The sequence below is a fragment of the Sphingobium sp. B7D2B genome, from assembly GCF_025961895.1.
GTDB lineage: Bacteria > Pseudomonadota > Alphaproteobacteria > Sphingomonadales > Sphingomonadaceae > Sphingobium.
This window is the reverse complement of record NZ_JAOQOM010000001.1, coordinates 2,318,946-2,336,995: the sequence shown is the minus strand read 5'-3', so window position 1 is coordinate 2,336,995 and position 18,050 is coordinate 2,318,946. Positions and strand designations below refer to the sequence as shown.

General features: G+C 63.6%; 19 protein-coding genes. 10 read left to right on the top strand and 9 right to left on the bottom strand.

Annotation, left to right across the window (positions count from 1 at the left end; translation table 11 throughout):
• Positions 1 to 27: 27 nt before the first annotated feature.
• From dnaG to M2341_RS10805, 3 genes are all read right to left on the bottom strand, one after another.
• Positions 28 to 1,899 (bottom strand): DNA primase, encoded by a 1,872-nt coding sequence (gene dnaG / locus M2341_RS10815; protein ID WP_264585236.1) that lies wholly within the window; start codon positions 1,897 to 1,899, stop codon positions 28 to 30.
• On the bottom strand, positions 1,896 to 2,261 hold the full coding sequence (locus tag M2341_RS10810) for a GIY-YIG nuclease family protein (RefSeq protein WP_264585235.1): 366 nt from the start codon (positions 2,259 to 2,261) through the stop codon (positions 1,896 to 1,898). The genes dnaG and M2341_RS10810 overlap by 4 nt, the downstream gene beginning before the upstream one ends.
• 154 nt (positions 2,262 to 2,415) lie before the next feature.
• Entirely contained in the window at positions 2,416 to 2,868 is a 453-nt protein-coding gene (locus M2341_RS10805; RefSeq protein ID WP_264586029.1) for a GatB/YqeY domain-containing protein, read from the bottom strand.
• A gap of 161 nt (positions 2,869 to 3,029) precedes the next feature.
• Between M2341_RS10805 and carA the strand changes: the two genes are divergently transcribed.
• The 5 genes from carA (at position 3,030) to M2341_RS10780 (ending at position 9,120) form a co-directional block, all read left to right on the top strand.
• Positions 3,030 to 4,187, top strand: coding sequence for a glutamine-hydrolyzing carbamoyl-phosphate synthase small subunit (gene carA / locus M2341_RS10800; RefSeq protein WP_264585234.1), 1,158 nt, complete (start codon positions 3,030 to 3,032; stop codon positions 4,185 to 4,187).
• Positions 4,184 to 4,453 carry a hypothetical protein gene (locus tag M2341_RS10795; RefSeq protein ID WP_181559922.1) on the top strand — a complete coding sequence of 90 codons (270 nt, stop codon included), beginning with the start codon at positions 4,184 to 4,186 and terminating at the stop codon, positions 4,451 to 4,453. Before carA ends, M2341_RS10795 begins: the two co-directional genes overlap by 4 nt.
• A complete protein-coding gene (carB, locus tag M2341_RS10790; protein WP_264585233.1) occupies positions 4,453 to 7,791 on the top strand; it encodes a carbamoyl-phosphate synthase large subunit in 3,339 nt (1,112 codons plus the stop codon). Before M2341_RS10795 ends, carB begins: the two co-directional genes overlap by 1 nt.
• A gap of 93 nt (positions 7,792 to 7,884) precedes the next feature.
• A complete protein-coding gene (gene greA, locus M2341_RS10785; protein WP_181559920.1) occupies positions 7,885 to 8,361 on the top strand; it encodes a transcription elongation factor GreA in 477 nt (158 codons plus the stop codon).
• A 90-nt stretch (positions 8,362 to 8,451) separates the two neighbouring features.
• A complete protein-coding gene (locus tag M2341_RS10780) occupies positions 8,452 to 9,120 on the top strand; it encodes a rhomboid family intramembrane serine protease (protein ID WP_264570616.1) in 669 nt (222 codons plus the stop codon).
• A 47-nt stretch (positions 9,121 to 9,167) separates the two neighbouring features.
• On the opposite strand, the gene M2341_RS10775 is transcribed toward M2341_RS10780, so the two are convergent.
• From M2341_RS10775 to M2341_RS10755, 5 genes are all read right to left on the bottom strand, one after another.
• Complete coding sequence (locus M2341_RS10775) at positions 9,168 to 9,404, bottom strand: DUF4170 domain-containing protein (protein WP_181559918.1); 237 nt, start codon at positions 9,402 to 9,404, stop codon at positions 9,168 to 9,170.
• A 104-nt stretch (positions 9,405 to 9,508) separates the two neighbouring features.
• Positions 9,509 to 9,955, bottom strand: a complete 447-nt coding sequence (locus M2341_RS10770; RefSeq protein WP_264585232.1) for a hypothetical protein — start codon at positions 9,953 to 9,955, stop codon at positions 9,509 to 9,511.
• A gap of 7 nt (positions 9,956 to 9,962) precedes the next feature.
• Positions 9,963 to 10,304: a hypothetical protein gene (locus tag M2341_RS10765; protein ID WP_264585231.1), complete on the bottom strand. Its 342-nt coding sequence runs from the start codon at positions 10,302 to 10,304 to the stop codon at positions 9,963 to 9,965.
• Positions 10,301 to 10,690 carry a phage holin family protein gene (locus tag M2341_RS10760; RefSeq protein WP_264585230.1) on the bottom strand — a complete coding sequence of 130 codons (390 nt, stop codon included), beginning with the start codon at positions 10,688 to 10,690 and terminating at the stop codon, positions 10,301 to 10,303. Before M2341_RS10760 ends, M2341_RS10765 begins: the two co-directional genes overlap by 4 nt.
• Positions 10,691 to 10,718: 28 nt before the next feature.
• Positions 10,719 to 11,222 (bottom strand): hypothetical protein, encoded by a 504-nt coding sequence (locus tag M2341_RS10755; RefSeq protein WP_264585229.1) that lies wholly within the window; start codon positions 11,220 to 11,222, stop codon positions 10,719 to 10,721.
• A gap of 197 nt (positions 11,223 to 11,419) precedes the next feature.
• Here M2341_RS10755 and eno point away from each other — a divergent pair, with 197 nt between their 5' ends.
• The 4 genes from eno (at position 11,420) to M2341_RS10735 (ending at position 15,732) form a co-directional block, all read left to right on the top strand.
• On the top strand, positions 11,420 to 12,694 hold the full coding sequence (gene eno / locus M2341_RS10750) for a phosphopyruvate hydratase (RefSeq protein WP_264570610.1): 1,275 nt from the start codon (positions 11,420 to 11,422) through the stop codon (positions 12,692 to 12,694).
• A 139-nt stretch (positions 12,695 to 12,833) separates the two neighbouring features.
• The gene (locus tag M2341_RS10745) at positions 12,834 to 13,145 is read left to right on the top strand and encodes an FtsB family cell division protein (RefSeq protein ID WP_181559912.1); all 312 of its coding nucleotides are present in this window, start codon (positions 12,834 to 12,836) and stop codon (positions 13,143 to 13,145) included.
• A 119-nt stretch (positions 13,146 to 13,264) separates the two neighbouring features.
• Positions 13,265 to 14,338 carry a pyruvate dehydrogenase (acetyl-transferring) E1 component subunit alpha gene (pdhA, locus tag M2341_RS10740; protein ID WP_181559911.1) on the top strand — a complete coding sequence of 358 codons (1,074 nt, stop codon included), beginning with the start codon at positions 13,265 to 13,267 and terminating at the stop codon, positions 14,336 to 14,338.
• On the top strand, positions 14,338 to 15,732 hold the full coding sequence (locus M2341_RS10735) for a pyruvate dehydrogenase complex E1 component subunit beta (protein ID WP_264585228.1): 1,395 nt from the start codon (positions 14,338 to 14,340) through the stop codon (positions 15,730 to 15,732). The genes pdhA and M2341_RS10735 overlap by 1 nt, the downstream gene beginning before the upstream one ends.
• 121 nt (positions 15,733 to 15,853) lie before the next feature.
• Here the strand turns inward: M2341_RS10735 and M2341_RS10730 are convergent, their stop codons facing one another.
• Positions 15,854 to 16,372, bottom strand: a complete 519-nt coding sequence (locus tag M2341_RS10730; RefSeq protein ID WP_264579084.1) for a nuclear transport factor 2 family protein — start codon at positions 16,370 to 16,372, stop codon at positions 15,854 to 15,856.
• Between the two features lie 179 nt (positions 16,373 to 16,551).
• Here M2341_RS10730 and M2341_RS10725 point away from each other — a divergent pair, with 179 nt between their 5' ends.
• Entirely contained in the window at positions 16,552 to 17,985 is a 1,434-nt protein-coding gene (locus M2341_RS10725) for an MFS transporter (protein ID WP_264585227.1), read from the top strand.
• The last annotated feature ends 65 nt before the right edge of the window (positions 17,986 to 18,050 follow it).

The window sequence follows — 18,050 nt, the reverse complement described above, 5'->3', positions numbered from 1 at the left end:
AAGCGCGATGCCGCGCGGGCCAGTTATTCACTCTTCGAGGGGTTGGGCCAGCTCGGCGGCTCGTGCCGCCAGGTCTTCCTTGAGCTTGCGCAGGGCTTGCTGGCGGGCGAAACTCGCCTCGTCCAGATTCTCCGCCATCGCTCTCGTCGCCGCCGCCAGCTCCGCTTCGATTCGCGGCATCGCCACCAGCACCCCGATGGCTTCCGCCAGATCGCGCTGTGCACGCCATCCGTCGGCTTCGGCCTGGGTGAAGGTGAAATGCAGCGCGTCGGCGCGGAGCAACCCCTTCGCCATATTATACAGCTCAGTGCTGCCCAATATGGTAAGGAGCGCCTCGGTTTCAACAGTTTCTTGGCGATCGGCCGCTTTGAGCAGCGCGTCCAGCAACTTTGCCAGCCCGGAGTCGGGCGGCGACAGGCTGTCCAGTGCCTCGCGGTGGACGAGGATCTCGCCCGGAAAGCGCAGGAGGCCGGCCAGAACGGCGCGGAGAAGCAGCATGTCTCCGCCGGTTTCGCGGATCGCCTTCGCGTCCTGCGTGGCCGGTGGGGGCGGGGCGATCCAGCGGCCACCCTTCATCGTGCCGCCCCCGCGACTGGCCGATCGCCCCTCGAAGCGGGCGTTGGACGCGGCGCGCGGCGCGAAGAACAGCGCGTCGTAACGCTCCTTGAACAGGCGAGAATAGAGCGCCCGGATGTCGCTATCGGCGATTGTGGCGGCGAGCGCATTGAGACGCTGCTTGAGGCCAGCGCGTTCTTCCGGTGTGGCCAGCGGCGCGGCATCATGCTCGCTGCGCCAGATGAGGTCCGCCAGCGGGATCGAGCTTGCGAGCACGGCCTCGAAGGCCTGAAGCCCCTCGGCCCGCAACAGGTCATCGGGATCCTGCCCGGCCGGCAGCGTCGCAAAAGCGAGGCTATGACCGGGGCGCAGCAGTGGCAACGCGCGGTGGGCAGCGCGGATTGCCGCGCGCTGGCCGGCGCCATCGCCATCGAAGCAGAGGATGGGCGTCTCCACCATGCTCCACAATTTCTCGATCTGCGCCTCCGTCAGCGCCGTGCCGAGCGGGGCTACGGCCTCGGCAATGCCGGCCTGGGCAATGGCGATCACGTCCATATAACCCTCGACGACGATGATGCGGCCCGCTTTGCGCGCGGCAGGCGCCGCCTTGTCGAGGTTGAAGAGCGTGCGACCCTTGTCGAACAGCGGCGTCTCGGGCGAGTTGAGATATTTGGGCTCACCCTGGCCCAGAATCCGTCCGCCAAAGGCGATCACGCGCCCGCGCTGGTCGCGGATGGGGATCATCAAACGCCCGCGAAAACGATCGTAACTGTCTCGCTCGCTGTCTTCCGGCCGGATGAGCATGCCGGCCTCGACCAGCATGTCCTCGGGGAAGTCGCGTAGCGCGGTCTTGAGCTTGCCGCGACTATCCGGCGCGAAACCCAGCCCAAACGCGCGGCGGGTCGCGTCCGTAAGCGCGCGCTTATGCAGATAGGCGCGCGCCTCGGCGCCATCGAGCCCGCCAAGCTGATCCTCAAACCAGTTCTGCGCCGCGGCGGTCACGTCATGCAGCGATTTCGCCTGCTCGGCCCGCTTGGCGGCGCGCGGATCGGGCGCGGGCACCTCCATCCCGGCGGCGGCGGCAAGCTCCTTGACCGCATCCAGGAAGGGCAGGCCGCGCTGATCCGTCATCCAACGGATCGCGTCACCATGCGCCCCGCAGCCGAAGCAATGGTAGAAGCCCTTCTCGTCGTTGATCGTGAAGCTGGGCGTCTTCTCGTTGTGGAAAGGGCAGCACGCCTTATATTCGCGCCCGGCCTTCTGGACCTTGATCGTCTTGCCGATGAGCGTGGAGAGGGTGGTGCGGGCGCGGAGTTCGTCCAGCCATTGCGGGGTGAGGCTCATGGTATTTGCCCCTGAGCGCCGAGCTGCTCCCCTCCACGTGCCCCTAAAACTCCGTTCGTGTCGAGCGAAGTCGAGACACGCTCTGAGGGCGGGCGGGAGAAGTGCGATAATCTGGCCCAGTCGCTGGCGGCCAAAGCCTCCTTTTTGGCGCGCGACCATTTTTTCACGATCAGTTCCGCTTGTAGGGCTTCTTCGCGCGAGCCGAAGCTTTCCGACCAAATCAATGTCACCGGACGGCGCGTGGCTGTAAACGCGCAGAAGCCGCCCGTCTGATGCTCGCCAATGCGACGCTCAAGGTCGTCGGTATGCCCCGTATAGTATCGGCCGTCGCGGCAGCGCAGAATGTACGTCCAGAAGGCCATCCAAAACCTCTATCCGTGGTGCCCAACTCTTCCCGTTCGTGTCGAGCGAAGTCGAGACACCTCAGCGCCGTGCCAGCCGTGTCTCGACTTCGCTCGACACGAACGGGGAGGGAGTAATGTCAGAGAGAGCAGGTTGAAACTCCCGTCCCCCCAATCACCCCAGCGCCGCCTTCACCAGCCCGCTGGCCTTGCTCATGTCCAGCACCGTCCCGTGGCGGTCCTTGAGCAGGGCCATCACCTTGCCCATGTCCTTCACGGACGAGGCGCCCACTTCGGCCTTGATGGCCTCGATCGCGGCGCGGGTTTCGTCCTCGCTCATCTGCTTGGGCAGGAAGCCTTCGATCACCTCAAGCTCGGCCTGCTCCTGCGCGGCGAGTTCGGCGCGGCCGCCCTGTTCGTACATGGTGATCGATTCGCGGCGCTGCTTGACCATCTTCTGCAGCACATCGACGACAATCACGTCGTCATCGGGCGTGCTGGTGGCTGTGCGCAGCTCGATGTCGCGGTCCTTCAGCTTGGCCAGGATCAGGCGCACAGCGGCCAGCCGGGGCTTGTCGCCGGCCTTCATCGCCTCAATCTGGGCAGCCTTGATGCCGTCGCGAATCATCACGTAATCTCCGAGTCACCGTGCGGGAAAGGATCAGATATAGCGGCGACGCGGAATTTTTAATAGATTGACCGTGCATGTGCGAACCCATAGTGAGCCGGCCGTTTAGCCGGGCGCTTGGGGCGCCTGCCAGAAAGCAAAAAGCGAAGGACCAGACAGCCATGGCGAACGCCAAATACCCGACCGTGCCCAAAGGAGCGACGGGGGTATTGGTTCTAGCCGATGGCACCGTCGTCTTCGCGCGCGGCTTCGGTGCCGAGGGAGATGCGGTCGGCGAGCTGTGCTTCCACACCGCGATGACCGGCTATCAGGAAATCATGACCGACCCGAGCTTTGCCGGGCAGATCATCACCTTCACCTTCCCGCATATCGGCAATGTCGGCACCAACGCCGATGACGTCGAATGCCAGCAGCCCTGGGCGCTTGGGTGCATCGTGCGTGAGGATGTGACCGCGCCGTCCAACTTCCGCAACGTCCAGCCCTTCGATGCCTGGCTGAAGGCCAACGGCCGGATCGGTCTCGCCGGTGTCGATACGCGGGCCCTGACCCGCCTGATCCGCGAGAAGGGTGCGCCCAATGCGGTGATCGCCCATGATCCGCAGGGCCAGTTCGATCTCGCGGCGCTGCATGAGAAGGCGAAGGCCTGGCCGGGCCTGGAGGGCATGGACCTCGCCATTGAGGTGACCGGTGCACAGCGGGAGTGGACCGGCGGCGCCTGGCGCCTCGGTTTCGGTTATGAGGCGATGGAAGCGGGCGAGCGGCCCCATGTCGTCGCCATGGATTTCGGCGCGAAAGACAATATCTTCCGCAACCTCGTTAAGGCCGGTGCGAAACTCACGGTGCTCCCCGCCACGGCCTCCTACGATCAGATCAAGGCGCTCAACCCCGCCGGTGTTTTCCTGTCCAACGGTCCTGGCGATCCCGCGGCGACAGCCGACTATGCCGTGCCGGTTATCCGAAAGCTGCTCGACGAGAATGTGCCGATCTTCGGCATCTGCCTTGGTCATCAGCTGCTGGCGCTGGCCGCCGGTGCGAAGACCACCAAGATGCATCAGGGCCATCGCGGCGCCAATCACCCGGTCAAGCGGTTGGAAGACGGCGTGGTGGAAATCACCTCGATGAACCACGGCTTTGCGGTTGATACTGCCACGCTGCCGGCCAATGTCGTCGAGACCCATGTGAGCCTGTTCGACGGCTCCAACTGCGGCATCGCCTTTACGGACAAGCCGGCCTTCGCCGTGCAATATCACCCCGAGGCCTCGCCGGGGCCGCAGGACAGCTTCTATCTGTTCCAGCGGTTCGTGGAGGGGCTGGCGTGATTGCGCTCGCGCTCCTTGCGGCGGGCGCGGCGGGCGATCAGGGCCAGTTGCAGCGTCAGCTCGATCATATGGTCGCCACCTGCCGCGCCGATCAGGTCGTCCGGCTGGTGGCTCATGGCACGGATAGGGTGAGCTTTGACATGCTGCGACGCGAGGCCCTGCCATCGGTCAGCGAGACCAATGCCCTTCAATGCGCGCTCGACAAGGTGCGATCGCGCAAGGATCTTCAAATCGGTTCCACCGGGAACGAGGCTCGGAACAAATAATGCCAAAAAGAACAGACATCTCCTCGATCCTCATCGTCGGCGCTGGCCCGATCATCATCGGCCAGGCGTGCGAGTTCGATTATTCGGGCACGCAGGCCTGCAAGGCGCTGAAGGAAGAGGGCTACCGGATCATTCTGGTCAACTCCAATCCCGCGACGATCATGACCGATCCGGAAATGGCCGATGCGACCTATATCGAGCCGATCACGCCGGAAATCGTGGCCAAGATCATCGAGAAGGAGCGCCCTGACGCGATCCTGCCGACGATGGGCGGACAGACCGCCCTGAACACGGCGCTGGCGCTGTTCAACGACGGCACGCTGGAGAAATACGGCGTGCAGATGATCGGCGCCGATGCCGAGGCGATCGACAAGGCCGAAGACCGGCTCAAATTCCGCGATGCGATGGACAAGATCGGCCTTGAAAGCGCCCGGTCGCGCATCGCGCACACCATGGACGAAGCCATGGCCGCGCTGGAGTTCACCGGCCTGCCGGCGATCATCCGCCCCAGCTTCACCATGGGCGGCACCGGCGGCGGCGTCGCTTATAACAAGGAAGAGTTCGTGCGCATCGTGACCTCCGGTCTCGATGCGTCGCCGACCACCGAAGTGCTGATCGAGGAATCGCTGCTCGGCTGGAAGGAATACGAGATGGAAGTGGTTCGTGACCGCGCGGACAACTGCATCATCATCTGCTCGATCGAGAATGTCGATCCGATGGGCGTCCACACGGGCGACTCCATCACCGTCGCGCCGGCGCTCACGCTGACTGACAAGGAATATCAGATCATGCGCAACGCCAGCATTGCGGTGCTGCGCGAAATTGGTGTGGAAACAGGCGGTTCCAACGTACAGTTCGCAGTCAATCCCAAGGATGGGCGGCTGATCGTCATTGAGATGAACCCGCGCGTGTCGCGCTCCTCGGCGCTGGCGTCCAAGGCCACCGGCTTCCCGATCGCCAAGGTCGCGGCCAAGCTGGCTGTCGGATACACGCTGGACGAGATCACCAATGATATCACCGGTGTTACGCCGGCGAGCTTCGAGCCGACTATCGATTATGTCGTGACGAAGATCCCGCGCTTTGCCTTCGAGAAGTTCAAGGGGGCCGAGCCGCTGCTCGGAACCGCCATGAAGTCCGTGGGCGAAGTGATGGCGATTGGCCGCAATATTCATGAATCCATGCAGAAGGCCCTGCGCGGACTCGAGACAGGCCTCGCCGGTTTCAATCAGGTCGATCATCTGGTCGGGGCGCCCAAGGAGCATATTGTTGCGGCGCTGGGTCAGCCGACACCGGACCGGCTGCTGATCGCAGCGCAGGCGCTGCGTGAAGGGCTGAGCGTGGATGAAATCCATGCCGTCGCCAAGTTCGACCCCTGGTTCCTGCAGCGCCTTGCCGAGATCGTCGAGGCCGAGAAGGGTGTGCTGGCCAATGGCCTGCCGCGCGATGCAGAGGCCATGCGCAAGCTCAAGTCCATGGGCTTTTCGGACAAGCGTCTTGCCTGGCTGGCGCTGCAGTCGGCCAACATCCCCGGTGGCATGGACAACGCGATCAAGCGCGGCTCGGGTCTCGTCCGCGATGCCGTGGTGGCGATGACTGGCGGCGTGACCGAGAAGGAAGTGCGCGCGCTGCGCCACAAGCTCGGCGTGCGTCCGGTGTTCAAGCGGATCGACACCTGCGCGGCCGAGTTCGAAGCTAAGACGCCTTATATGTACTCGACTTACGAGGCGCCGAGCTTCGGCGAGCCGGAGGACGAGAGCCAGCCGAGCGACAGCCGCAAGGTCGTGATCCTGGGCGGCGGACCCAACCGCATCGGCCAGGGCATCGAGTTCGATTATTGCTGTTGCCACGCCTGCTACGCGCTTGAGGATGCGGGCTATGAGACGATCATGATCAACTGCAACCCGGAGACGGTGAGCACCGATTATGACACGTCCGACCGCCTGTATTTCGAGCCGCTCACGGCGGAAGACGTGCTGGAGATCCTGCATGTCGAGAAGTCGAAGGGCGAGCTTGTCGGCGTGATCGTGCAGTTTGGCGGGCAGACCCCGCTCAAGCTGGCGCAGGCGCTGGAAGAAGCCGGCATTCCTATCCTCGGCACCTCGCCGGACGCCATCGACCTTGCGGAAGATCGCGAGCGGTTCGCGGCGCTGATCGAGAAATTGGGCCTGCTCCAGCCGGCCAACGGCATTGCTCGCAGCCGGGAAGAGGCCATCGCGGTGGCCAATCGAATCGGCTACCCGGTGCTGATGCGGCCCAGCTATGTGCTGGGTGGCCGTGCGATGGAGATCGTCGACGGCCAGGCGCAGCTTGAGGAATATATCGCCACGGCGGTGCAGGTCTCGGGCGACTCGCCGGTGCTGATCGACCAGTATCTGCGCGACGCTGTCGAGGTGGATGTCGATGCGCTGTGCGATGGTGAGGATGTCGTCGTCGCCGGCGTGCTCCAGCATATTGAGGAAGCCGGCGTGCATTCCGGTGACAGCGCCTGCTCGCTGCCGCCCTACAGCCTGCCGGATTATCTCATCGCCGAGATCGAGCGGCAGGCCGATGTGCTGGCCCGCGCGCTCTCCGTGCGGGGCCTCATGAACATCCAGTTCGCGGTCAAGGATGGGCTGGTCTACCTCATCGAGGTCAATCCGCGCGCCTCGCGCACGGTGCCGTTCGTGGCCAAGGCCATCGGCACGCCGATCGCCAAGATCGCCGCGCGGGTGATGGCCGGCGAGAAGCTCGCGAGCCTGCCCAAGATCGACCGCAATGCGATCCGCCACATCGCGGTCAAGGAAGCCGTGTTCCCGTTCAATCGCTTCCCTGGCGTCGATCCGGTCCTTTCCCCGGAGATGAAGTCGACGGGCGAGGTCATGGGCATCGACAGCGATTTCGCGACTGCTTTCGCCAAGGCGCAGATCGGCGCGGGCACGGTGCTGCCCAAACAGGGGACGGTGTTCATCTCCGTCAAGGATAGCGACAAGAGCGTGATCCTGCCGGGCGCGCGCAAGATTGCCGATCTCGGCTTCAAGATCGTCGCAACCGGCGGAACTGCCGATTTCCTTGCGGAGAACGGCCTGCCGGTGGAGAAGGTGAACAAGGTCGCGCAGGGCCGTCCGCATATTGTCGATCGCATTGCGGATGGCGAGGTGGACCTCATCTTCAACACCACGGAAGGCTGGCAGTCGCTCAAGGACAGCAAGGCGATCCGCACGAGCGCGTTGCGCGGCAAGGTGCCGAGCTTCACGACCGCGGCGGCAAGTCTGGCTGCCGTGGACGCAATTGAGGCTTTGCGTGCGCGTCCTCTTGAAGTGAAGTCGCTGCAATCCTATTATCATGCGTCGCACGACTGATCTTCCAGAACACAAGAAATCAGTTGCGGGCCGACCGGATCCCCGGCGGACTAGGGAGTTCGCGCATTGTTGCGCTGGAAATAGGGAGTCGAGATGGCGACCGTTGAGAAGATGCCGATGCTGCAAGTCGGTTATGACAAGCTGACCGACCAGCTCCGCGCGCTCAAGGCCGAGCGTCCCAAGATCGTGGATGCGATCGAGGAGGCACGCGCCCATGGCGATCTTTCGGAAAACGCCGAATATCATGCCGCAAAAGAGCGTCAGGGCCAGGTCGAGGCGACCATCGCCGATCTGGAAGACAAGCTCTCGCGCGCGCAGGTTATCGATCCCACAACCCTGTCGGGCGACAAGATCATCTTCGGTGCCACGGTTACCTTGCTGGACGAGGATGACAAGCCGGTGCGCTACCAGATCGTCGGCCAGGCCGAGGCGGACGCGAAGCTGGGCATGATCAGCTACAACAGCCCCCTTGGTCGCGCCCTCATCGGCCGTCAGGTCGGCGAGGATGTCGAGGTGACGGTGCCGTCCGGCGACAAGTTCTATCTGGTCAACAAGATCGAATTCATCTGATCCGCAGCCGCGCCATGATTATGTCTTTTCTGGTTGCCGCACCGGCAGCGTTCACGCTGTCGGTTCGCGCCGCAGCCGGCTGACATCGCGATGCAGCTTCCCAAAGGTCCGGCGACCAACATTCTGGCGGCGATCATCGTTATCGTCTTCCTGCCGTTGTATCTCACCGGGGAGATGGGGCGCGCGGCGCTGATTGCCGGGTTCATTTCCGAGCGCGTCACGTTGCTCTCGTCGTCCGAAGCGCTGACCTTCAACGTGCCGTGGCTGCCGCTGTGGATCACGCCGCTCACCGCCACGCTGCTGCATGGCGGGTGGATGCATCTGGGCTTCAATGTGCTGATGCTGATCTTCTGCGGCCGCTTCGTTGAAAATCTGCTCGGTCCAGGTCGGCTCGTGGTGATCTATGTCGTCGGCGCCTATGCCGCAGCGCTCGGGCAGTGGCTTTCGAGCTTCTTTTATGCGCAAGGGGAGGGCTGGGTGCCGATGATCGGCGCAAGCGGCGCGATTTCCGCCGTGCTCGGAACCTATGCGTTCATCTACAGCCAGCGCGGCGTGAAGGCCATCGGGCCTGTTCCGGCCTATATCGTCCGCATGGTCTGGCTTGGCGCGGCGTGGACCATCCTGCAATTGCTAATCGCGCTGGCCGGCGGGTTTGACAGTTTCTTCGGCGGGATCGCCGTGGGCGCCCATATCGGCGGTTTCATCGCCGGTCTGCTGCTCGCGCGCCCGTTGCTGGCCCGGCGGTTCCGGGCGTCCTGACAGGCGCGTGCGAACGTTAATCTAGCACCGTCGCCCGAACCAGTCCGTTAGTGAGCGTGATCCTCGGCATCATCCGCGCTCGGATCGAGCAGGCGATGCAGATGGACGATCACATAGCGCATTTCCGCGTCATCCACGGTCCGCTGCGCCGCGCCGCGCCACGCCGCTTCGGCACTGGCATAGTTCGGGAAGATGCCGACGATGTCGATGGCGTTCAGATCTTCGAATTCGAGTTTCTGCGGGTCTTTGACGCGACCGCCCATCACGAGGTGCATGAGGCTCAAGAAAGTGCTCCGGATTTATGCCCGGCAAGAGGCGCCTGGGCGTTGTCGATTTGCTAGCAGCCTCGGCCGGTTCTGCCAAGAATGGCGACACTGGCCTTGCGATCCTAGGCGTCCGATTTCTTGTCCGAACGCGGCTTCTTGATGCGCTTGCCGATCAGGCGGGCGGCTTCGACCGCCGCCGTTTGAAGCGCGGCCTTTTCCGTCTTTGCAAGATTGGCGAACATGGTCTGCGCCGCTTGGCGTGCGCCGGAGTTTCGCACGGCCCGCTGCGCGGCGCGCCCGGCCTTGCCCGCAGCTGACCCCAGGGCGAGCTTCGGCAGGAAAATGGCGATGACGGCCCCGGCTGCGGCCGCCGCGGCCACCGCCGCGATGGGATGCTCCTGAAACATCCGGTTGGTTTCATTGGCCGCGCGATAGGCCTTTTCGCGCGTGTCAGCGACCACGTCCTCGCCCCGTTCGCGCACGGTAGCGAGCGTGCTCCCGACCTTGTCCTTCACCTGATCAAGCGTAGAAGCCGTCGGGCGGCCTTTCTTCATCTTCGGGGCGGTCATCGTCTGATCAACTGTCCTCTTTCTGGCTCCACAGAGCGCGATTCAACCAGACGAGCCAAGCACCACGCATCACGTAGAGCAAGATGAATCGCACGGGGCGCCAGAAGAGAAGGCCGACCGCACCGGTCGCGCCCAGCGTCGTCAGGACGGGATGGCGACGCAGCGTTCCGCGCGCGGCCTGTTTGGCCTGCGAAACTTTATGCTGAACCGCTTCGACGACGTCGTCCTTCAGATGCGCCGGGCTCAACCGTTCGCGAACCCCGTCCAGTGCAGAGCGGAAGCGCTCTCTCGCACCATCCGCGCGCTGGCGTGCCTCGGCCAGTTCGAGAGGGGAGGGCGCACTACTCATGGCCGGTCTGCCTTGCTGAGGGGAGAGAGGGCACGCTTGACCATCAGGCCGCAAAGTAGAGCGAGCAGCAGGAGGACTCCGGCTACGATCAGAGCGGCGCCGAGCCAACCGACAGAAGGCGCGAGCGCGATCACGGCTGCCGCGACCAGCGTAACAAGCGCCAGGCTGACGAACAGAAAGGCGAGGACGCCGAACAACGCCGCGCGTCGGGCCGCAGCGGCGATCAATGCCGCTTTGAGCTTCGCCCACGTCAATTCCGCCTCGGCGAGTTCCCGGCCCGATGCAATCAGCCGCGAAAAGCTCTCGCCAATGGTCTCCTTTTCAAGCGCGTCTTCAGGGTCCGGCGGGGTGCCCGCCGCAGTGTGCATGGTGTCGGGATCACTCATCGATCAATGCCGGCCGGTCCTTCCAGCCTCAGCTGTCACTCGACGAGCCCCGCATCATGCGCATGAGCACAAAGCCAACCACGGCCGCCGCGCCGATCGCCACCGCAGGGCTCTTGCGCACGAAGTTGCGCGCTTCCTCGGTGAGCTGGTCGATATCCTTGGCGTCCAACGAGTCCGCCGCGCCGGCGACGGTTTCCGCGGCCTTGCGGGCATAATCGCCATATTGCGGGCCGAGCTTGGAATCGACGGTCTCGGCGGTCTCGGCGATCAGCTTGGAGAGGCCATGAAGGGCATCGCCCGTCGTGTTCTTGGCCGTCGTGGCGGCGCCGCGTGCGGTCGCCTTGGCCTGCTCGGCAAATTCGCCGGCCTGCTCGCGCCAGTCGGAGCTCGATCCGGTTTCCGCGCCCCGCGCCTCTGCTGCCGTGGACAGCGCAGCCGACTTCGCGCTCGTCGCATCAGATGCAGCCTTGCGCGCCGACGTCGCCTTCGAGGTGCTCTTGCGGGTCGTTCCAGTGCTATTGGTCTCGGCCATGGCGGGTTCCTCTTTTGATACAGAACAGGCTTGCCTGTTATAGCAAGGCTCGCCCTCTTTAACAGACCTGCGGCGGCAAATGTTCCCGCCATTGCACAGAAACAGCAAGATAAGCCGAGCCGCCCGCCATTGCCATGAGGGAGTCCGCTCGCTAATCCGCGCCGATAATTTGCCAGACGGAAGGGGAAGGCACAGCCATGACCGCAATTCTCGACATTCACGCCCGCCAGATCCTGGACAGCCGCGGCAACCCGACGGTGGAAGTCGACGTGTTGCTGGAAGACGGCAGCTTCGGCCGCGCCGCCGTTCCCTCGGGCGCATCCACCGGCGCTTATGAAGCGGTCGAGAAGCGAGATGGCGACAAGTCCGTCTATCTCGGCAAGGGCGTTCTCCAGGCCGTCGATGCAGTGAACGGCGAGATTGCCGAAGCGATCACCGGCATGGATGCCGAGGATCAGGGCGATGTCGACGCCGCAATGATCGAGCTGGACGGCACGGAGAACAAGGCGCGGCTCGGCGCCAACGCCATTCTCGGCGTAAGCCTCGCGACGGCCAAGGCGGCTGCCGATGCGCGCGGCCTGCCGCTGTACCGCTATGTCGGTGGCGTCTCCGCCCATGTGCTGCCGGTGCCGATGATGAACATCATCAATGGCGGCGAACATGCCGACAATCCGATCGACTTCCAGGAGTTCATGATCATGCCGGTGGGCGCGGAGAGCATCGCCCACGCCGTGCAGATCGGCTCGGAAATCTTCCACACGCTCAAGAAGGGCCTGCACGACAAGGGTCTTGCGACCGGCGTGGGCGACGAGGGTGGGTTTGCGCCCAACATCGCCTCGACGGTCGAAGCGCTCGACTTCATCATGCAGAGCATCGAGAAGGCAGGTTACAAGCCGGGTGAGAATGTCGTGCTGGCGCTCGATTGCGCCGCGACCGAGTTTTTCAAGAATGGCAGCTATGTGATCTCCGGCGAGGGCAAGACGCTCTCGCCGGCGGAAATGGCCGACTATCTCGCCGACCTCGTCGCGCGCTACCCGATCAAGTCGATCGAGGACGGCATGAGCGAGGACGATTTCGAGGGCTGGAAGATCCTGACCGACAAGATCGGCGACAAGTGCCAGCTGGTGGGCGACGATCTGTTCGTGACCAACCCCAAGCGCCTTGCGATGGGCATCGAGAAGGGGCTGGCCAACTCCATGCTGGTCAAGGTCAACCAGATCGGCTCGCTGACCGAAACGCTGGCTGCCGTCGATATGGCGCACCGGGCGCGCTACACCAATGTAATGTCGCACCGCTCGGGCGAGACCGAGGACGCGACCATTGCCGATCTGGCGGTGGCGACCAACTGCGGTCAGATCAAGACGGGCTCGCTGGCGCGCTCCGACCGGCTCGCCAAGTACAACCAGCTCATCCGCATCGAGGAAGAGCTGGGCGACCGCGCTTATTATGCGGGAACGTCGATTTTCCGCTGAGGCTTTAACGGTCCGGGTGGAGGCGAACGATCCGTTGCGCATCCCCCGGGCCGACGGCTTGTCTACAAAGTTAATGCAATTTGTCGCATCCGTTCATTTTGGGCTTGCATTGCGACGGTCGGCGTGATTCCAAGGGCCTATGGCGCATCTGGCAAAATTGAGGTTTCTTCTTGGTTCGGCGTTCACGCCGGCCATTGCCATTTTCCTGCTCCTGCTCTTCATCGGCTATGCCATCATTGGCCCGAACGGCATTCTCGCCTGGTCCGATTACAGCCGGCAGCTCAAGCAGCGGCAGGCCGAGTTGTCGGCGCTGCACAAGCAGAAGGCCGCGCTGGAGAATCGGGTGAAGCTGCTCGATCCGCGCCATGCCGATCCGGATATGGTCGACGAGCTGGTCCGCAAGCAGCTCGGCGTCACGCACCCCGATGAAGTCGTCGTTCCGATGAAATGACTAAGGGTGCGGTCGACTAACCAGATTTCGCCACCCATTTAACCTATCTGGACATTGCGCTCCTGCCGGTGCCGTGCCTATAGCTGGCTGTAACAGCCACGCGAGAAGGACCTGAAACATTGGCGAAGCCAGCTTCCAGACGCGCGCAAAATGCCCCTGCATCCACTGCCACGGCGCCGTCTGCGGACCATAACCGGGAGCGCCCCGGTGAGCCCAATCCCTATGACGCGAGCCAGGAAGAGCTGCTCGAATTCTACCGTCAGATGCTGCTCATCCGCCGCTTCGAGGAGCGGGCCGGGCAGCTTTACGGTCTCGGCCTGATTGGCGGCTTCTGCCACCTCTATATCGGTCAGGAAGCGGTTGCGGTCGGCATCCAGTCGGCGTTGACGCCCGGCAAGGACAGCGTGATCACCGGTTATCGCGATCATGGCCACATGCTCGCTTATGGCATCGATCCCAAGATCATCATGGCCGAGCTGACGGGCCGGGAGGCCGGCATTTCGCGCGGCAAGGGCGGCTCGATGCACATGTTCAGCGTCGAGCATAAGTTCTTCGGCGGCCATGGCATCGTCGGCGCGCAGGTCAGCCTCGGCACCGGTCTGGCGTTCGGTCACAAATATAACGAGGATGGCGGCGTGTGCGTCGCGTACTTCGGCGACGGCGCGGCCAATCAGGGCCAGGTCTATGAGAGCTTCAACATGGCCGAGCTGTGGAAGCTCCCGATCATCTATGTGATCGAGAACAACCAATATGCCATGGGCACCTCCGTGGCGCGTTCCTCCGCCGAGGATCAGCTCTATCGTCGCGGCGAGAGTTTCCGCATTCCGGGCATCCAGGTCGATGGCATGGACGTGCTGGCCGTGCGCGGCGCCACCGAGGCGGCGCTGGAATATGTCCGCTCCGGCAAGGGGCCGATCCTGTTGGAAATGAAGACCTATCGCTATCGCGGTCACTCGATGTCCGATCCGGCGAAGTATCGTTCGCGCGACGAAGTGCAGCACATGCGCGACACGTCCGATCCGATCGAGGGCCTCAAGAAGATTCTCGCCGATGCCGGCGTGAAGGAAGAGGATTTGAAGGCCATCGATACGAAGATCCGCAAGGATGTGAGCGAGGCGGCGGACTTCGCGGAAACTTCGCCCGAGCCTGACATGGCTGAACTTTATACCGATGTGCTGGTGGAGCAGTATTGATGGGTCTCGAGATCAAGATGCCGGCCCTCTCGCCGACGATGGAAGAGGGGACGCTGGCCAAGTGGCTCGTCAAGGAAGGCGATGAGGTCAAGGCCGGCGACATCATGGCCGAGATCGAGACCGACAAGGCGACGATGGAGTTCGAGGCTGTCGATGAAGGCACCATCGAGAAGATCCTGATCGCCGAAGGCACCGACAATGTGAAGGTCGGCACCGTGATCGCGATGCTCTCCGGCGAAGGCGAAGAAGCGCCCGCACCGGCTGCGCAAGCCCCCAAGGCCGAAGCGCAGGCCGCGCCCAAGGCTGCGGACGAGGCTGAGGCGCCCAAGAAGGCCGAGAGCGGCACCGCCAATCTCTCCGGCAGCAAGGCCAGCGCGGTGACGGACCCGGCGATCCCGGGAGGCACGCAGATGGTCAAGACGACCGTCCGCGAGGCGCTGCGCGATGCCATGGCCGAGGAAATGCGGCGCGATCCGCGCGTGTTCCTGATGGGCGAGGAAGTCGCCGAATATCAGGGCGCCTACAAGGTCACTCAGGGCCTGCTGGACGAGTTCGGTCCCAAGCGCGTGATCGACACGCCCATCACCGAGCATGGCTTTGCCGGCATCGGCGCGGGCGCTGCGATGGGCGGCCTCAAGCCGATCGTCGAGTTCATGACCTTCAACTTCGCCATGCAGGCGATGGACCAGATCATCAACTCGGCCGCCAAGACCAATTACATGTCCGGGGGGCAGATGCGCTGCCCGATCGTGTTCCGCGGCCCCAATGGGGCGGCGAGCCGGGTTGGTGCGCAGCACAGCCAGAATTACGGCCCGTGGTATGCAGCGGTACCGGGCCTGATCGTGATCGCGCCCTATGACAGCTCGGATGCTAAGGGCCTGCTCAAGGCGGCCATCCGCAGCGAAGATCCGGTGGTGTTCCTTGAGAACGAGCTGGTCTACGGGCGCAGCTTCGAGGTGCCGCAGCTTGAGGATCATGTCCTGCCGATCGGCAAGGCACGCATCGTCCGCCCCGGCAAGGATGTGACGCTGGTGAGCTATTCCATAGGCGTCGGCGTGGCGCTCGAGGCAGCCGAAACGCTCGCCGCCGATGGCATCGATGCCGAGGTGATCGATCTGCGTACGTTACGCCCGCTCGATACCGCGACGGTGCTGGAAAGCCTCAAGAAGACCAACCGCCTCGTGGTGGTCGAAGAGGGCTGGCCGGTCTGCTCCATCGCCAGCGAGATTGCGGCGGTCTGCATGGAGCAGGGCTTCGACGATCTCGATGCGCCGGTGCTGCGCGTGACCAATGAGGATGTGCCGCTGCCTTATGCGGCCAATCTCGAAAAGGCGGCGCTGATCGATGCGGCGCGGGTCGTGAAGGCTGCCCGCAAGGTCTGCTATCGGGATTGAGATAGGGTGGGGCGCTCATATGGGCGCCCCGCGACCTTTGATGGCGCGAGAGGTCTTGGCTGCCCTGGGCTCCTGCCTTCGCAGGAGCACAAGCCTTTGTCCCTCCATTCTCTGTCTTAACTCAGGGAAGGCGCGCGGCGCGTCCCGGATTTTCGGCACCGGCGCGACGGCCCGGCAATTGCTCGTTGAAGATCTTGCGGCTAACGAACTTCCAGGCGCCATCCACCTTGCGCATCTTATCCTCATAATGGCCGTAGCTGCCGATATGCGGGGTATGTCCCGTGCCGTTATTGGCTACCTCGAACCAGTAGATCACGCCCTTGGCCGTATCGCCATGCACATAGATGGCCTGATTGGTGATGAAGTGGCGCAGGGTGACAGGCTGGCCTGAGCCATCGTCGCCATAATATTGCTTGATGGCTTCCTTGTAGACGCCGATTTCCTTATAGATTTCCTCCGGCCCGACGGCGGTGCCGCCTGCCCATTCCAGCACGCCTTCGGGCGCGAACAGGGCGGCGTAGCTTTCGGCATCGCCCCAATCGAGCGCCATGAGATACTCGGCTTCAAGCTGCATGATCGCGGCGCGATCGGCGGCATAATCCTCCTGCGCCGCTGTAGGGCGCCCGGTTTCGTTCGGCATAATGATGTCCTCTCCTCTGCCTGTGCCATGGCGCAGGCTCGCAAGAGGTTAGACGAGGGGCTTCGCCTGTGCAATTAAAGCTGGACAGAATCAATCTCAGCGGTTGAAACTGGCAGGATAACGAGCCGCAGGAAATGGAACCGGTGCGGCGCCAGGGCGAGCAGAGAGGAATTCACGACATGGCAATGGCACCTCAGGCGGCACACTCCGTGCCGGGCGACGATGCTGGGGCCGCGTCGCAGCAATGGCCCTCCAGCCCGCGTGCCTATTTTGCGCTGACTGTCATCATCATCGCCACCTTCCTGAGCTTTTTCGATGCCACCGTGTTTGGGATGCTGGCGGAGCGGATCAAGGTCGATTTCGGCCTGTCCGATACGCAGCTTGGCATATTGGGTGGTCCGGCAAGCATCATCTTCTACGTCTTCGTCGGCATTCCGCTGGCCCGGCTCGTGGATATCTACCCGCGCAAGATGATCCTCGCGATCAGCGCGGCGGTGACGGGCGGCGTCACCATGCTCAGCGGTCTGGCGCAGGGCTTCGGCCAGTTCATCGCGGCGCGGATGCTGTTGGGCGCGGGCGGATCGGCCCATGGCCCCGGCTCCTATTCTCTCATCGTCGACATGTTCCGGCCGAAGAAAATCCCGATTGCCTTCGCGCTGCTGCAGTTCGGCTTCATCGGCGGCACCACGCTTGGCGTGCTGTTCGGTGGTATGATGATCGGCGCGGTATCGCATTGGGATACCAGCTATGTGTGGGGCCTGCGCATCTTCAACTGGCAGTGGATCTTGATCGCCCTCGGCCTGCTGTCCTTCCCGGCGGCGCTGCTGTTCCTACTGGTGAAGGAGCCGGCGCGGCGGGCGGCTGTGGCCGACCCGATCGCAGTGCCTCAGAAAGCCAGCTTCGGCCGCAAGATCGCCACGTTCATGGGCTTCGATGCCATTCGCGGCATTCAGGCGAAAGGCATGGTCTATTACCCGCTGTTCATCGCGCTGGCGCTCAGCGCGACGGAAAGCCAGGGCATCGGCTTCTGGCGCGTGCCTTTTCTTGTGCGGACCTATGGCATGGACGAGGCGCAGATTGGCGCGGTGCTCGCGCCCATGCTTCTGGTCGCGCAGCTCGCCGGCCTCGTGCTCGGCGGCCTGATGGTTTCGTGGTTCGGCCGCAAGTATAAGGATGCGAACGTTCGCACGGCGGCGATCTGCTTCACCGCGGTCACCATCTGCACGCTGGCCGCGCCGCTGATGCCGACCGGGCACCTCGCCATGGGCGCGATGGCCGTGGCGACGCTCTTCGGCCTCGCGGGCGCGCCGGCGCAGAATGCCGCCGTGCAGCGGGTCGCGCCGCAATCCATGCGCGGGCAGGTCACGGCACTGTACCTGTTCATGTTCACCTTCTTCGGCGCGATGGGCAGCCTCGTGATCGGTGTGGTGGCGCAATATGTCGTGCGGGATGAGGCGCGGCTGTGGCAGGCGATCTTTATCACCGCGCTCGTGCTGCTGCCGCTCGCCACGATCAGCATGTGGCGTGCCTGCAAGCCCTATCGTGAGGAAATCGAGCGCCTGGAGGCAGCAGAAGCTGCGGCTGTGAGCAAAGCAATGCCTGCGGGGAGTTGACGACTCATCATTGAGTTCTCACAGGGGATATTGCGCGACGCCGGGCTTTGGTCCGGCGTCACTCT

What these genes read in the sequence shown, in the direction of transcription:
- dnaG (WP_264585236.1), bottom strand. Translation starts at nt 1,899, where the DNA reads ATGAGCCTCACCCCGCAATGGCTGGACGAACTCCGCGCCCGCACCACC.
- M2341_RS10810 (WP_264585235.1), bottom strand. Translation starts at nt 2,261, where the DNA reads ATGGCCTTCTGGACGTACATTCTGCGCTGCCGCGACGGCCGATACTAT.
- M2341_RS10805 (WP_264586029.1), bottom strand. Translation starts at nt 2,868, where the DNA reads ATGATTCGCGACGGCATCAAGGCTGCCCAGATTGAGGCGATGAAGGCC.
- carA (WP_264585234.1), top strand. Translation starts at nt 3,030, where the DNA reads ATGGCGAACGCCAAATACCCGACCGTGCCCAAAGGAGCGACGGGGGTA.
- carB (WP_264585233.1), top strand. Translation starts at nt 4,453, where the DNA reads ATGCCAAAAAGAACAGACATCTCCTCGATCCTCATCGTCGGCGCTGGC.
- greA (WP_181559920.1), top strand. Translation starts at nt 7,885, where the DNA reads ATGGCGACCGTTGAGAAGATGCCGATGCTGCAAGTCGGTTATGACAAG.
- M2341_RS10780 (WP_264570616.1), top strand. Translation starts at nt 8,452, where the DNA reads ATGCAGCTTCCCAAAGGTCCGGCGACCAACATTCTGGCGGCGATCATC.
- M2341_RS10770 (WP_264585232.1), bottom strand. Translation starts at nt 9,955, where the DNA reads ATGACCGCCCCGAAGATGAAGAAAGGCCGCCCGACGGCTTCTACGCTT.
- M2341_RS10765 (WP_264585231.1), bottom strand. Translation starts at nt 10,304, where the DNA reads ATGAGTAGTGCGCCCTCCCCTCTCGAACTGGCCGAGGCACGCCAGCGC.
- M2341_RS10760 (WP_264585230.1), bottom strand. Translation starts at nt 10,690, where the DNA reads ATGAGTGATCCCGACACCATGCACACTGCGGCGGGCACCCCGCCGGAC.
- M2341_RS10755 (WP_264585229.1), bottom strand. Translation starts at nt 11,222, where the DNA reads ATGGCCGAGACCAATAGCACTGGAACGACCCGCAAGAGCACCTCGAAG.
- eno (WP_264570610.1), top strand. Translation starts at nt 11,420, where the DNA reads ATGACCGCAATTCTCGACATTCACGCCCGCCAGATCCTGGACAGCCGC.
- M2341_RS10745 (WP_181559912.1), top strand. Translation starts at nt 12,834, where the DNA reads ATGGCGCATCTGGCAAAATTGAGGTTTCTTCTTGGTTCGGCGTTCACG.
- M2341_RS10735 (WP_264585228.1), top strand. Translation starts at nt 14,338, where the DNA reads ATGGGTCTCGAGATCAAGATGCCGGCCCTCTCGCCGACGATGGAAGAG.
- M2341_RS10730 (WP_264579084.1), bottom strand. Translation starts at nt 16,372, where the DNA reads ATGCCGAACGAAACCGGGCGCCCTACAGCGGCGCAGGAGGATTATGCC.
- M2341_RS10725 (WP_264585227.1), top strand. Translation starts at nt 16,552, where the DNA reads ATGGCAATGGCACCTCAGGCGGCACACTCCGTGCCGGGCGACGATGCT.